Origin of the sequence: Nocardia sp. NPDC057455, assembly GCF_042802775.1 — a bacterium.
In the GTDB taxonomy this organism is placed as follows: Bacteria; Actinomycetota; Actinomycetes; order Mycobacteriales; family Mycobacteriaceae; genus Nocardia.
The window spans coordinates 24,330-36,642 of sequence record NZ_JBHVDM010000071.1; the positions used below are offsets into that span (position 1 = coordinate 24,330).

The 12,313-nt window shown below is 69.8% G+C and carries 13 protein-coding genes, 1 other RNA gene and 1 pseudogene; 6 read left to right on the plus strand and 9 right to left on the minus strand.

Features of this window, described 5'->3' with window-relative positions:
- The first annotated feature begins 29 nt into the window (after positions 1-29).
- Together ACFU5M_RS24770 and ACFU5M_RS24775 are read left to right on the plus strand one after the other, a co-directional pair.
- Positions 30-437, plus strand: coding sequence for a hypothetical protein (locus ACFU5M_RS24770; protein ID WP_379053004.1), 408 nt, complete (start codon positions 30-32; stop codon positions 435-437).
- Positions 438-689: 252 nt separating this feature from the next.
- Positions 690-1,664 (plus strand): hypothetical protein, encoded by a 975-nt coding sequence (locus ACFU5M_RS24775; RefSeq protein ID WP_379053006.1) that lies wholly within the window; start codon positions 690-692, stop codon positions 1,662-1,664.
- Between the two features lie 6 nt (positions 1,665-1,670).
- Here ACFU5M_RS24775 and ACFU5M_RS24780 read toward each other — a convergent pair whose 3' ends face one another.
- The 4 genes from ACFU5M_RS24780 to ACFU5M_RS24795 all read right to left on the minus strand — a co-directional run bounded on the left by ACFU5M_RS24780 (position 1,671) and on the right by ACFU5M_RS24795 (position 4,049).
- Entirely contained in the window at positions 1,671-2,132 is a 462-nt protein-coding gene (locus tag ACFU5M_RS24780; protein WP_379053008.1) for a GNAT family N-acetyltransferase, read from the minus strand.
- Positions 2,133-2,179: 47 nt separating this feature from the next.
- Entirely contained in the window at positions 2,180-2,749 is a 570-nt protein-coding gene (locus ACFU5M_RS24785) for an NUDIX hydrolase (protein WP_379053009.1), read from the minus strand.
- Between the two features lie 32 nt (positions 2,750-2,781).
- Positions 2,782-3,030 carry a hypothetical protein gene (locus ACFU5M_RS24790; protein ID WP_379053011.1) on the minus strand — a complete coding sequence of 83 codons (249 nt, stop codon included), beginning with the start codon at positions 3,028-3,030 and terminating at the stop codon, positions 2,782-2,784.
- A 131-nt stretch (positions 3,031-3,161) separates the two neighbouring features.
- On the minus strand, positions 3,162-4,049 hold the full coding sequence (locus ACFU5M_RS24795; protein WP_379053012.1) for an alpha/beta hydrolase: 888 nt from the start codon (positions 4,047-4,049) through the stop codon (positions 3,162-3,164).
- Between the two features lie 36 nt (positions 4,050-4,085).
- Here ACFU5M_RS24795 and rnpB point away from each other — a divergent pair.
- An RNA gene (rnpB, locus tag ACFU5M_RS24800) (RNase P RNA component class A) lies at positions 4,086-4,501 on the plus strand.
- Between the two features lie 50 nt (positions 4,502-4,551).
- Here the strand turns inward: rnpB and ACFU5M_RS24805 are convergent.
- The gene (locus tag ACFU5M_RS24805; protein WP_379053013.1) at positions 4,552-4,947 is read right to left on the minus strand and encodes a hypothetical protein; all 396 of its coding nucleotides are present in this window, start codon (positions 4,945-4,947) and stop codon (positions 4,552-4,554) included.
- A 435-nt stretch (positions 4,948-5,382) separates the two neighbouring features.
- On the opposite strand from ACFU5M_RS24805, the gene ACFU5M_RS24810 reads away from it, so the two are divergent.
- Both ACFU5M_RS24810 and ACFU5M_RS24815 read left to right on the plus strand, forming a co-directional pair.
- Positions 5,383-5,715 (plus strand): hypothetical protein, encoded by a 333-nt coding sequence (locus ACFU5M_RS24810; RefSeq protein WP_379053015.1) that lies wholly within the window; start codon positions 5,383-5,385, stop codon positions 5,713-5,715.
- Between the two features lie 15 nt (positions 5,716-5,730).
- Positions 5,731-7,182: an RNB domain-containing ribonuclease gene (locus ACFU5M_RS24815; protein WP_379053016.1), complete on the plus strand. Its 1,452-nt coding sequence runs from the start codon at positions 5,731-5,733 to the stop codon at positions 7,180-7,182.
- 160 nt (positions 7,183-7,342) lie between these two features.
- Here the strand turns inward: ACFU5M_RS24815 and ACFU5M_RS24820 are convergent, their stop codons facing one another.
- The 3 genes and pseudogenes from ACFU5M_RS24820 to ACFU5M_RS24830 form a co-directional block, all read right to left on the minus strand.
- Positions 7,343-8,218, minus strand: a complete 876-nt coding sequence (locus ACFU5M_RS24820) for a CHAD domain-containing protein (RefSeq protein ID WP_379053022.1) — start codon at positions 8,216-8,218, stop codon at positions 7,343-7,345.
- A gap of 6 nt (positions 8,219-8,224) precedes the next feature.
- Positions 8,225-9,172, minus strand: a pseudogene (pip, locus tag ACFU5M_RS24825) (prolyl aminopeptidase); the annotation flags it as partial.
- 13 nt (positions 9,173-9,185) lie between these two features.
- A complete protein-coding gene (locus ACFU5M_RS24830) occupies positions 9,186-9,635 on the minus strand; it encodes a hypothetical protein (RefSeq protein WP_379053017.1) in 450 nt (149 codons plus the stop codon).
- A gap of 312 nt (positions 9,636-9,947) precedes the next feature.
- Between ACFU5M_RS24830 and ACFU5M_RS24835 the strand changes: the two genes are divergently transcribed.
- Positions 9,948-10,958, plus strand: coding sequence for an IS30 family transposase (locus ACFU5M_RS24835; RefSeq protein ID WP_379053024.1), 1,011 nt, complete (start codon positions 9,948-9,950; stop codon positions 10,956-10,958).
- Positions 10,959-11,124: 166 nt separating this feature from the next.
- Here ACFU5M_RS24835 and ACFU5M_RS24840 read toward each other — a convergent pair whose 3' ends face one another.
- A complete protein-coding gene (locus tag ACFU5M_RS24840) occupies positions 11,125-12,186 on the minus strand; it encodes an NAD-dependent epimerase/dehydratase family protein (protein ID WP_379053018.1) in 1,062 nt (353 codons plus the stop codon).
- Positions 12,187-12,313: the final 127 nt, after the last annotated feature.

The following is a 12,313-nucleotide window of genomic DNA, read 5'->3' on the forward strand; positions in this document are numbered from 1 at the left end:
CCCCGCCGGATCGACGAACGGAGTGCGACATGAGACCTGCCACCCTGGCCCGCCGCGGCGGTGACGCCGCGTTCCTGCGTTCCGCGCTGCGCGTGGACGGCTGGAGCACCGGGATCTTCGGCGGGGTGCTGCTGGCCGGAGCGGAAATGCTGCGCGACCCACTCGGGCTGCCGGTCGGCTGGAGCATCGCGTTCGGCGTGGTCATGGTCGGTGGCGCGCTCGCACTGCTGACGATCGCGCGGCGCCCCGTGGTGTCCGCGCGCCACGCGCGGGCGGTCGTCGCGATCAACGCGCTCTCGGCCGGGGGGATGATCGTGCTGGCCGGTGCGAACGTCCTCGCGCTGACCGGCCTCGGCGTGGCATTCCTGCTCGTGGGCGCGGCAGCGGTCGCGCTCTTCGCCGGACTGGAATTCGCCGGGTTGCGCAGGCTCGGGTGACTATGCGCGATACCGACCGATCCCGCCTGGCCGACGAGGCCGGTTTCGGCCGCATGCCCGACGCGGCTCACGGCGTGAGCGGCCGGTGATGAGGTCACGACGATCGGGTTCCCCCTCGCCGGATTCAGCGGTGCGGGGGCCGGCGGTGGCGCCGCCGACGCCCGGTTTGCCCGCCCATCCGCAGGGTATCCGGGCCGCGACGGCATCCGAGATATCCGTCCCGCACCGCGACGCCGAGCACAGGAGACAGTCATGACCGATCGCAATCCTGCGGACAAGGGGACCGACGATGTACGGGGCGCCGATGGCGTGCCTGCCGAAACCGGGCAGCCGTCCAAGGGCGCGGTGCGCGGCGGAGCCTCCGGAGCGGATCGGGATGCGGAGCCGGGCACCGCACAGCCCCCCGCGGATACGCCTGGCGAGGCGCGCAACGACGTTGCCGGAGTGCGGAAGGCCGGGGCGGACACGCGTAATGCGGCGCAGGTTCCGGCGGACACGGCGGTACAGCCGGACGGCGCCGTCGGCGCGAGCGGGAAACCCGAGTCGGTGAGTTCGGTCGAGGTTTCGGAGAATGCGTCTGCCGAGGCGGGCGGCGCTGCTGGTTCGGTGGGGGAGACGACGGCCGCTGCGCAGATCTCGAAGGATGCGACTGTGCGGCCGGGCGGTGACGTCGGCACGGCGGGGGAGCCGGGGACGGTGACGTCGCAGTCGTCGGGGGACGCGGCCGCGGAGGCTGGTGACGCCGCTGGTGCGGGAGGGAAGTCGGAGTCGGTGAGTTCGGCGCAGTTGCCGAAGGACGCGGGCGGGACCGCTCATGCGGGAGGGAAGACCGAGTCGGTGAGTTCGGCTCAGGTGTCGAACGATGTGCCTGCGGCGGGCGGCGCTGCTGATTCGCTGGGGAAACCGGAGACGGTGAGTTCGGCGCAGGTCGCGGAAGGTGCGGGCGGGGTAGGAAACGCGAATCCGGCGACCGTGCGGTCTTCGACCGGAGAGGGCAGCCGGAAAGACACACCGATATACGAGTCGGTTCGCCGCGCCGCCGAGCGCGCCGAGCAGGTACAGGCGGATGCCGCCACCGCCGCCGAACGCGGCGCGGCGGGCATCCCCGGACCGGTGAGCCGCCCCGGCCGCACGCTGCTGGAAACGGTTCGCGAGAAGCCCATCCTCGCCGCCATCCCCGCGTCCGTCCTCGCTTTCATCCTCTGGCGCGGGTTCCACCGGCGCTGATCGGGCTCACACGCGACGCCGATAGACCTGCCGGGATCCACCCTCCGGTCCGGAAGCCGCCTCCTCCGCGGGATGCAAGCCCAACTTCTCGTAGAACGCGCGCGCACCGCTGGCGACCGCGCCGGGATGATCGGGCCCGAAGGTTTCCGCTTCCAGCGTGCCGGGGGTCGGCACGTACCGGCGAACCGCGTCCGCGATCAGTGCCCGGCCGATACCGTGCCCGCGAGCCTGTTCCGCGACGACCAGCCAGCCCACCCGATAGACCGGCGGGTTCGACCCGAACAGGATGCCGCCGAGCACCTCCGCCCCCGCGGATCGAGCGACGAGCGCCGTGCCGCGCTCGATGTGCCGCAGCACCGCGGCACGAAACTCGGCATCATCGGCGCCCGCCCCGAACCAGTGCTCGACCTGCCCCGCCAGTTCGAGAAAACCGGCGAGGTCGTCCTCTCGCGCAAGCCTGACAATCATCCGCGCATCGTGACAGCATCGGGCGGCTCCGTCGACTCGAGGCGGCCTCAGCCGACGGGGGAACGGAGAGCGGAGTTCAATTTGGTGAGGAAACGTGCGAAGTGGGGATCGGTGTCCGGGAGGGCGAATCCGGAGAACTCGCACCAGCGTGCGCCGTCGAACTCGCGCGGATCGAGGGCGTGGCCGCGGGTGCGGTCGCCGCGTATCACGTACCAGAGGCTGACGTCTTCGTGAGCGCCGGAGCCGACGGTGGTGGTGACGGTGAGGAACAACGGATCGGGCCCGACGACGTCGAAACGTGCCTCGATGCCGATCTCCTCGGTCGCTTCACGCCGCGCCGTGTCGAGCGGATGCTCGCCCGGATCGACGTGCCCTCCGGTCGGCAGCCACAGCCCGGCGAGGCGATGCCTGCCGAGCAGCACCGCCCGCGCCGCCGGATCGACCAGCACCACATAGGAGACCAGGTGCCGCGGTGGTGTAGCCGGTACCTCCCGCCGGAAGATGTCGTCGGTCGACGCGAGCCAGGCAAGTGTCATGTCGATGTGCTGTCGCTCGAGCCCGTCGAGTGGCGCGATCCGATGCACGACATCGGCGACCGCGGCGGTGGCGGAGTGCATGGCACGGACTGTAGCGCCGGGTACCGACAGCTTCAGCCGTCCAGCACAACGGGTTTGAGCCGGGTGGTGTACGTCGCGGCGCGATCGAGCGCGTCGGCGGCCGCGGCGAGTTCGAGCAACGCCTCCTCGAAGACTTCGCGCGCGCCCGCGACGCAGTAACCAGGGGTGGTGAGCGCGCCGACCCCGTCGGTGTCGATCAGGAGCCCGGAATCCGGCAACGCGCCGTAATCACCGGCCAACGTGGCGAGGTCACGCCGCAACTCGCATACCCGATGCAGCAACCGGCCGCCCGTTCTTCCAGGATCAATGGGTCGATCATCGGTGCCTCGTTCCGATCGACGCGTGTTTCTCCGCGATCTACCGAGCGCGGCAGTTCTCGTGCGGCCCGGCGCACGGCCGGGCCGCACACGATTCAGGGTCGCAGCACCGAGACCAGGAATTCGGTCTGGTCGTACACGGTCTTCTCGAAGACCTCGTCGAAATAGATGTCGAAATGTCCGGCGGGATAACGCTTCACCACCGCGTGCTTGGTGCGTTCGGCGGCGCGCAGCGCCGATTTCACCGGCGCGACGGAGTCGTCGTCGCACAACGCGTACAGCACCGGCATCTTCAGGGCCTTCGCGCGTCGCCCCGGCGCGTCGAACAGCGCGGAGAAGGCTACGCGCGCGGCCACTTTCGGCTCGTAGGTCTCGCTCTCGTCGGTCAGCCTGCGGAAGCCGTCCGGCACGTCCGGCGCGCTCATCAGCGCCGCGGCCCGCTTGCGCCCGGCGAGCCGGATGCGGACCGGTTTGCGCCGGATCGTCCCCAGCAGCAGGTCGGCGGCCGCGATGGTGGAGACCTTGATCAGGCTGATCGGTCCCTTCGCCAACGCCGAGGACAATCCGCTGGTGAACGGCACCTGCGCGACCACGGCCGCGATGTAGGCGTCGTCCGGTGCGACCGAGAGCACATGGCCGCCGCCGAAGGACGTGCCCCACAGCGCGATTCGGGTCGCATCGATGCCGCGCAGCGTGCGCGCGTACGCGATGGCGGCGTGCCAGTCTTCGCGCTGCCGCGCGATGCTCAGCAACTGGCGCGGTGTCCCCTGACTGGCGCCGAAATGCCGATAGTCGAATACCAGGACCGCCATTCCCGCGGCCACGAAACGCCGCGCGTACCGATCCAGTCCCATTTCGCGATTGGCCCCCAGGCCGTGTCCCATCACCACTAGCGGGCGGGGTTTGGGTGCGCCGTCCGGGCGATATAGCCACGCCGCGCACTGTTCGCTTCCGGATGGGAAGCCGACCTCGACACGTTCCATGGCCACCAACCGTACCCAGTATCCTGGGACGGCGGACGAGTTGGTCGGGCGGCCGCGGCGCTGGGAACGGGCACGGCTGTGCCGCCGCCCGGCGCCGAGGAAAGTCCGGACTCCACAGAGCAGGGCGGTTGTTAACGGCAACCCGGGGTGACCCGCGGGAAAGTGCCACAGAAAATAGACCGCCCACGGCCTCCGGGCCGTGCGGTGAGGGTGAAACGGTGCGGTAAGAGCGCACCAGCGCCCCGGGTGACCGGGGCGGCTGGGTAAACCCCGCCCGGAGCAAGGTCGAAGGCCGCACCGTTCGCGGTGCGGCTGCGCAGGCGCTCGAGGGCTGCTCGCCCGAGCCTGCGGGTGGACCGCTCGAGGCACCCGGCGACGGAGTGTCCAGATGGATGGTCGCCTCCCGGCCTCAGGGCCGGGGACAGGATCCGGCTTACAGACCAACTCGTCCGCCCGCCGGGCGTGCTTCGCCAGTGCGAAGCACGCCTGGAGACAGCCTGGGTCAGCACATGAGTTTGGCCATTTGATAGATCGCCTTGGCTTCCTCGGAGCTGGGCTGGGTGGCGCCGCCCGCGCGCTTGGTGATGTTCGCGACGACGTCGTTCTCCGATTTACCGGCTTTGATGTCCCCGCATGATTCGGTCAGGATGCTCGCGATCTTCGCGTCGTCCTTGCCCTCGGCCAGCTTGGGGAACGCGCCGCGGAAGCTGACGAGGAACGCGCCCGCTTTCACGCTGTCGACCTGGGCGGCGGCCTGCGCCGCCGTGGTGGTGGCGGGCGAGGTGGCTTCGCTGGTCTTGTCGTCACCGCAACCGGTGAGGAGCAGGGCGAGGAGGGTGGCGCCAGCCGCGAGCGCGGCGGTGGGTCTGGCCGCGAACGCGGCGGTAGTTCTGGTCACGCAGCGGCATGCTAGCGGCCGGTAACCACCGTCGCCTCCCGTCAGGTGAACGGGAGGCGACGAGTAGTGGGAGAAAAGAATCGCGCGGTCAGACCGGGTTGATCACGAAAACCTGCGCCCAATACGCGGCCTGCTCCGGGCCGAGCAGAGGCAACAGGTAGTCGAACAAAATCGATGACATAGGTATGGAGCTCCCAAATTGTCGACGTGCGGGACATTTCGAAGGTGCGGGCGAACCCGACGCCCGTCACGGCGGGCCACGTTAGCAGCGCGGGCGCGCTCGTGTCGCGGGGCGCGAATTTCCGCTGTCCGATTCGTACGGAACTAGCCCTGATCGTGATCGACGTCATAAAGTAGTCGCCGTTGGCAAGGCCCGGCGCAGGGCAGCACCGGGTTATTCATACTTCGATCGCGGGAAAGCAGGTCTCAACACATATGCGAGTAGTTCGCTCCATGGTCGCCGGCGCATTGGTCGTCGGCGCCGCTTCGGTTTTCGCGGTGCTGGGTGCGGGTTCCGCCGGCGCCGTCGCGGTGACCCCGCTCCCGGGAGGGGTTCAGGTCGACCTGAGTCCCGCCGACACGGCGTGGGTGCACCAGAACCACGTCGGCCTGGCTCTCGCCGGGCTGCCGCATCCGTCAGCCGCCTCCTTCGGCGAGGCGTTGGACGCCGCGGCGGGGGTGTCGTCCTCGGTGCCGGGTGGCCGGGTCACCTTCACCGTCTTCGGTCCGTTCGATCAGTTGAGCGGCACCATGCTGGCGCTGCAGTAGGACCGGCGCCCAAGCGTGGAACTCCACCCGCGGATCGTGTCGGCGCCGGTCGATTTCGGCGCCATCCGTTCCGAGTTCGGCCTGGCCTCGGCGTATCCCGCCGAGGCCAGCGCGGAGGCCCGCGACGCGGTGGACGTGTTCGCGGGCGTCCGGGTCGATCGCACGGACATCCCGTTCGTGACGATCGACCCACCCGGGGCCATGGATCTGGACCAGGCCCTGCATATCGAACGCACCCCCGGCGGCTTCACCGTGCACTACGCCATCGCCGATGTAGGTGCCGTGATCGCCCCCGGCGGCGCGCTGGCCGAAGAGTCCGGCGCCAGGGGACAAACCTTCTACTTTCCCGACGGCACCGTGCCGCTGCACCCGCCGGCGCTGTCGGAAGGGTCCGCGAGCCTGCTTCCCGAGCGAACCCGTCCGGCCGCTCTGTGGACCATCGAGCTCGACGAACAGGCCGAACCGGTGCGGTTCTCGGTGGTCCGTGCCCTGGTGCGCTCACGGGCCCGGTTCGACTACCTCCGCGTGCAGGCCGACGCGGAGTCCGGCCTGCTGCATCCCTCGATCGCGGCCCTGCCGGAATTCGGCACGCGGCGCATCGAGGCGGGGCTGGCGCGCGGCGCGATCGGGCTGCGGTTGCCCGCGCAGGCCGTGGTCGAGGACGAGCACGCCGACGGGCACTGGCGGCTGGTGGTGGAGCCGCGCACCGCCGCCGACGACTGGAATGAACAGGTCTCGCTGCTTACGGGCATGTGTGCGGCGCGGATCATGCTGGACGCGGACGCGCCCGCCCGGGAGCGGGTCGCGCTACTGCGCACCATGCCGCCACCGTCGGAATCCGCGATCGATTCGATGCGCCGGACCGCGCAGGCGCTGGGCGTAGCGTGGTCCGACGGCGAAGCGGTCGGGCAGATGCTGGCCCGGCTGGATACCGGCACACCCGCGGCCCTGGTGCTGATGTCCGAGGCGACAACCCTGCTGCGCGGCGCCTCCTACACCGTGGTCGACGGCACGGCAGAGCAGGCACCCGCGCCGGAAACTCTGCGGCACAGTGCGATCGGCGCCCCGTACGCGCATGTCACCGCCCCGCTGCGGCGATTGTCGGACCGGTTCACGACCGAGATCTGCCTGGCCAGGTGCGCGGGAGCCGAGGTACCGCGCTGGGTGCGGGAAGGGCTGGCGGGCGCGGCCGAGGCCATGCGGCGCAGCGACAGCGTCGCGGGCAAGATCGAACGGGCCTGTATCGACCTGACCGAGTCGAGCCTGCTGGCGCGGCGGACCGGCGCGGAGTTCGACGCCGTCGTGGTGCGCGAGGGCAACGGCAACCGGCCCGCCGTGGTGTTCGTCGCCGACCCGCCGGTGCTCGGGCCGTGCGTGGGGAAGCCGCCGGAAGGCGAGAAGGTGCGGGTACGACTGCTGTCGGCCGACCCGGCGGAGCGGAAAGTGTCTTTCGAGTACCCGGCGTGAGCGGGTACGGCCGGTAGTTGCCGCACCGGGTAGCGGGCACTCGCAGCCGACCAGGACGCAGCGCCCGGGAGGTCGTGCTCGTCGAGCCCGGCCACAGAAGCGGTGTTCGGCTCGGGGCTCGCCGACACCGGCTTCGTGCGGCGCGCCTCGCGAGCCCGGCTCATCCGAACAGCGTGGCGGCGGTAGCCGGGTAGCGGCTCAGCTCGCGACCTGCCGCCGCGTCCTCCGCGGCCGCGAGGATTTCGTAGAGACCGGCATCCTCGCCCGCCGCCGCGGCCTCCGTCGCCCGGTGCAGGATCGCGTCGTGCGACTCGACCGCGTCCCGGTGGTCGCCGAGCACGGTCTGGAGCTTCTTCGCGCGGCTGCCGCGCTCGGCGGCATCGTCCCCGAGCACGTGCTGCGCCGCCTCGCACGAGTACCGCAGCCGCTTGGCGCTCTTGCGGATATCGTGGAGCAACTCCACCCGGTGGAGCGGGTCGACGGTGGGCTCGGCGCGGACCAGGGACTGCACCCGGTCGAGGTCGCGCCGCAGCACTTCCCCGAAGACGTCCGTCGCGGAAGTCGTGGCGCGGGAGTGGCGCAGCGGCGGATCGGTGCGCCACCCGGACAGTTCGTCGCGCAGCTCGCGGTAGCGCGCGCCGTCCAACGCGCTCAACACCTCGTCGTGCGCCGCGCGATAGCGATCCCGCTCGGCGTCCACCAGACGCTTGGTGACGGCCTCGGCGTCGGCTCGCTCGGCATGCTCGGTGAGGAGCGTGGCGAACCGATCGGCGCGCACCTCCGCGTCCCGCGCCGCGCCGAGCAATCCGGCCAGCCACTTGAGCTCCGCGCCCATCGCGGCGGCCGGTTTCTTGACCAGCAATTTGCCGTAGGACCGCAGCACGCTGCGCAGCCTGCGGGTGGCCACGCGCATCTGATGGACCGAATCCGGGGCGTCGGCGCGAACCTCGGGCTCGGCGGCCAAGAGCCGGTCGATGTCCTCGCGCAACGCGTCGACCAGTGCGTTTCCGGCCGTGATCACGGAGTCGGCCCCCATTTTCGCGAATCGGTCGGTCGCTTCGATCAGGTGATGCGTGATGCCGGGTTCGCTCGCCGCGTGCCCGGCGTCGTCGACGATGTGCAGGATCGAGCCGGGCCAGGCACGATGCAGGTCCCATGCGCTGACCGCCGGGCAGACGATGTCGTGACGGCCCTGGACGATCACGGCGGGGATGTGCGCGATGGCGCCGATATCGCGCAGCAACTGGCCCTCGTCGAGGAACCCGCCGTGGCGGAAGTAGTGGTTCTCGATGCGCGCGAACGCGAGGGCGAACCGCGGCTCGGACGTCTCGGCCACCCGATCCGGGTGCGGCAGCAGCGAACTCGTCGCGCCCTCCCAGCTGGACCAGGCGATCGCGGCCGTGCGGGCGACTTTCTCGTCGGGTGCGTGCAGCAGGCGGTGATAGGCCTCGACCAGATCCCCGTCGCGTTCGTCCTCGGGTACCGGCGCGAGGAACTTCGCCCACTCGTCCGGATAGACGTAGCCCGCGGCGCCGTTGTAGTACCAGTCGATTTCTTTGCGCCGCAACAGGAAGATGCCGCGCAGCACCAATTCGGTCACGCGGTCGGGATGCCGCTGCGCGTAGGTGAGCGCGAGCGTGGAACCCCACGAGCCGCCGAACACCTGCCAGCGGTCGATGCCGAGATGTTCGCGCAACGCCTCGATATCGGAAATCAGATGGCCGGTGGTGTTGTGCTCCAGACTCGCGCCCTCGGCCACGTGCGGGGTGGAGCGGCCGCATCCGCGCTGATCGAACAGCACGATCCGATAGGCGGCCGGATCGAAGAACTGCCGATGGAACGGCGCGGTCCCGCCGCCGGGGCCACCGTGCAGGAACACCACCGGCTTGCCGTCCGGATTGCCGCTGACTTCCCAGTAGACCGACTGGCCGTCGCCGACCGCCAGCATGCCGGAGACGTACGGCTCGATCGCGGGATAGCGGGTGCGCATCCGGCCGCCCGGCTCAGAACGCCAGACCGGAGGCCAGATCCGGAATGCCCAGTGCCTCGACGGCCTGCTGGCGCACGTCCGAACAGCTCTTGACGGTGAGGCGGTCGACGATCGGCTTGTCGGCCAGCACCGCGGCGTTGATGCCGCCGTTGCGCAGCGCCCACTCGTGCACCAGCGCGTTCAGTCCGATCTTGCCCAGGGTTCCGCCCTGGATCCGCCAATTGGACAGCTCCGGCCGGATCATGTCGCACAGCTGGGCCGCGGCCGCGTCGGAGATCTCCGGGGCCGTCGGCGTGACGCGGCCGGAGGTCGTGCCGGGCGCGGCGGTGGCCGACACCGTGGTCGAACTCGAGCTGCCGGTAGGGGCCGGGCTCGAGTCGCTGCCGCAAGCGGTCAACGCCGCGGCGGCGAATACGCCCGCCACCAGCAGGGTGCTGCGTGAAATCCAACGGCTGTACGGCATGGGTACCTCTGGTCGTGTCGGTAATGTCGGCATCGAGTCTGCCATTGATTTCGCCGACCGGCCCGCGGGTTCTAGGAGTCGTTGCAACACCTCAGCTCAAGGGGTGTTGTGGATTTCGAGATCCGGGCGGATCGGACTCCGCAGGGACGTAAGAAGTTGTCGCGGGAGCGGGAGGCATACTGCCGCCTCGTGCAACAGGGTTTCAGCAACGCCGAGGCTTGCCGGATCGTCGGCGTCGATGCCCGGACCGGTCGCAAGTGGCGTCATGGCCGGACCGGGGAACGTCATCGTCGCCCGGTGCCACCGATCTCGATGGTGGCACCGGGTTGCGGCGTCTCGCGGTACCTGCGTGAAGACGAGCGGATCCATATCGCCGACCGGTTGAGAGAGAACGCCACGGTACGAGCGATCGCGGTCGAGTTGGGTCGCAGCCCGTCCACGATCAGCCGGGAAATCCGCCGCAACGCCCACCCCACCACTCGGGCATACCGGCCCTACGCGGCCCAAGCTCGTGCCGAGGCTCGTCGACCGCGTCCAAAGCTCCGCAAGATCCTGGCCGACCCCGAGTTGTGTGACACCGTGCGGTCGATGCTGAATGAGAAGTGGAGCCCGGAGCAGATATGTCATGCTCTGCGGCGCAGATTTCCCGACCGACCGGAGATGCACGTGGTCCACGAGACCGTCTACCAGGCACTCTATGTTCAGGGCAGGGGACAGCTTCGCCGCGAGCTTGCCAGCGCGCTGCGTTCGGGCCGGGCTCGACGGCGACCGCAACGCCAAGCCAACTGCCGCATACCCCGGTTCACCACGCCGATGCTGATGATCAGCGAGCGCCCCGCCGAGGTGGAGGAACGGGCTGTTCCAGGTCATTGGGAGGGTGACCTGATCATCGGCAAGGACGGCAGATCAGCGATCGGCACCCTGGTCGAACGAGCGTCTCGGTATGTGATGCTGCTCCACCTTCCCGACGACCATGGCGCCGAAGCAGTCCTCGACGCCCTGACCGGCACCATCACCGCCCTGCCGACCGAGCTGGCACGATCACTGACTTGGGATCAAGGCAGCGAGATGGCCCGGCACGCCGAGTTCACCATCGCCACCGACATTCCCGTCTACTTCTGCGACCCGGCCAGCCCCTGGCAGCGAGGCTCCAACGAGAACACCAACGGCCTCCTACGGCAATACTTCCCAAAAGGCACCGACCTGTCTGTTCACAGTCCCGAACACCTCACCGCAGTCGCCGACCAACTCAACCGCCGCCCACGCAAAACGCTCGGCTGGGAAACCCCAGCCGAGCGCCTGCATAAACTACTTGCGGCCTGAACCAAACGACCACGTGTTGCAACGATCCCTAGAATCCGCCATGCACGGGTCGGCCCCTCCGGTCATGCGGAAATGATGAGGTCAGCCCTGGGGCATCGATCGGTGACCGACTCGTCGGCGTCGACGCTCCCGGAACCGACACCGGCACGCCCTCCGCGGCGGCGGGCTAATTGATACCCAGCTCTCGTCCACCCACGCCGGACGCGAATTCCCGCCAGCGCCAAGGCCCGCCGGCGTCGCGAGCCAGAGGTGGGGTGTCTTCCCCCGCACCCGCGCGCAAACCGGAGAGCAAGTGCCGGAGGGCATCGACCGCGGTGAACCGCGGCGTCCAGCCCAGCTCCGCCCGCGCGCGGCCGGTGTCCAGGATCGGCAACTGCATCACCGCGTCGAACAGGTCCGGCGCCGCGGGCAGGGTCCGCGCGTGCCATCCCATGGCGAGCGCGGCGCGGACGAGGCCCGGCGGCACCGACAGCACCCGGGCACCGAACAGTTCGGCCAACCGGACGCGGTCGATCACCGGTTCCGCGGCGATATTGAACGGTCCGCGGGCGTCGGTCGCGATCGCGAGCGCATAGGCGCGACCGACGTCGTCACTGTGCACCGCCTGGAATCGCAGGCCCCGCGGAATCGGCAGGATCGGCGGGAGCCCCGGCCGGATCAGCCGATTCGGCAGCAGCGGACCGGCGAACAGCCGCCGCTGCTGGCTGGCGGTCTCCCGGCGGAAGATGAACGCCGGACGCATCCGGACCACGCGCCGCTCCGGATTCTCGGCCTCGAACCGATCCAGCAGCCTTTCCACGTAGGCCTTCTCACGGGTATACGCGGCAGGCGGCCAACCATCGGTCGGCCAGCTCTCCGGCACCGGCTCGTCGTCGTGGCACGGGGAGTAGGCGCCGACCGACGACGCGTATATCAAAGCCGGGACCTGGGCCGCGGCGACGGCACGCAGTACGCGCTCCGTGCCGCCGACATTCGCGCGCCAAGTGACCATGGGCTGATGGGTGGGCTGGAACAGCCATGCCAGATGCACCACCGCGTCGGCCCCGTGGAAGTGGGATTCCAGGTCGTCGGTTCGTACATCCGCCCGCACCCATTCGACGCCATCCCAAGACTTGTCCGGCACGCGTCGCGCGATTCCCACGATCGAGCCGACCCCGGCTTCGGCCGACAGCGTCTCCAGCAAGCTCGTTCCCACGTTTCCGGTGGCACCGACCACGACTACGCGCATATCTGCTCCTCGGCTCGGCGGCGAGATTCGTCAGCGATGTACCCAGCCTCCGAACGACGACACCCGGGCGCGCGTTCCAGCTGGATAAAGATGCAAACAGGCGGGGAGGGCGGCGCCGGTGCCGCCC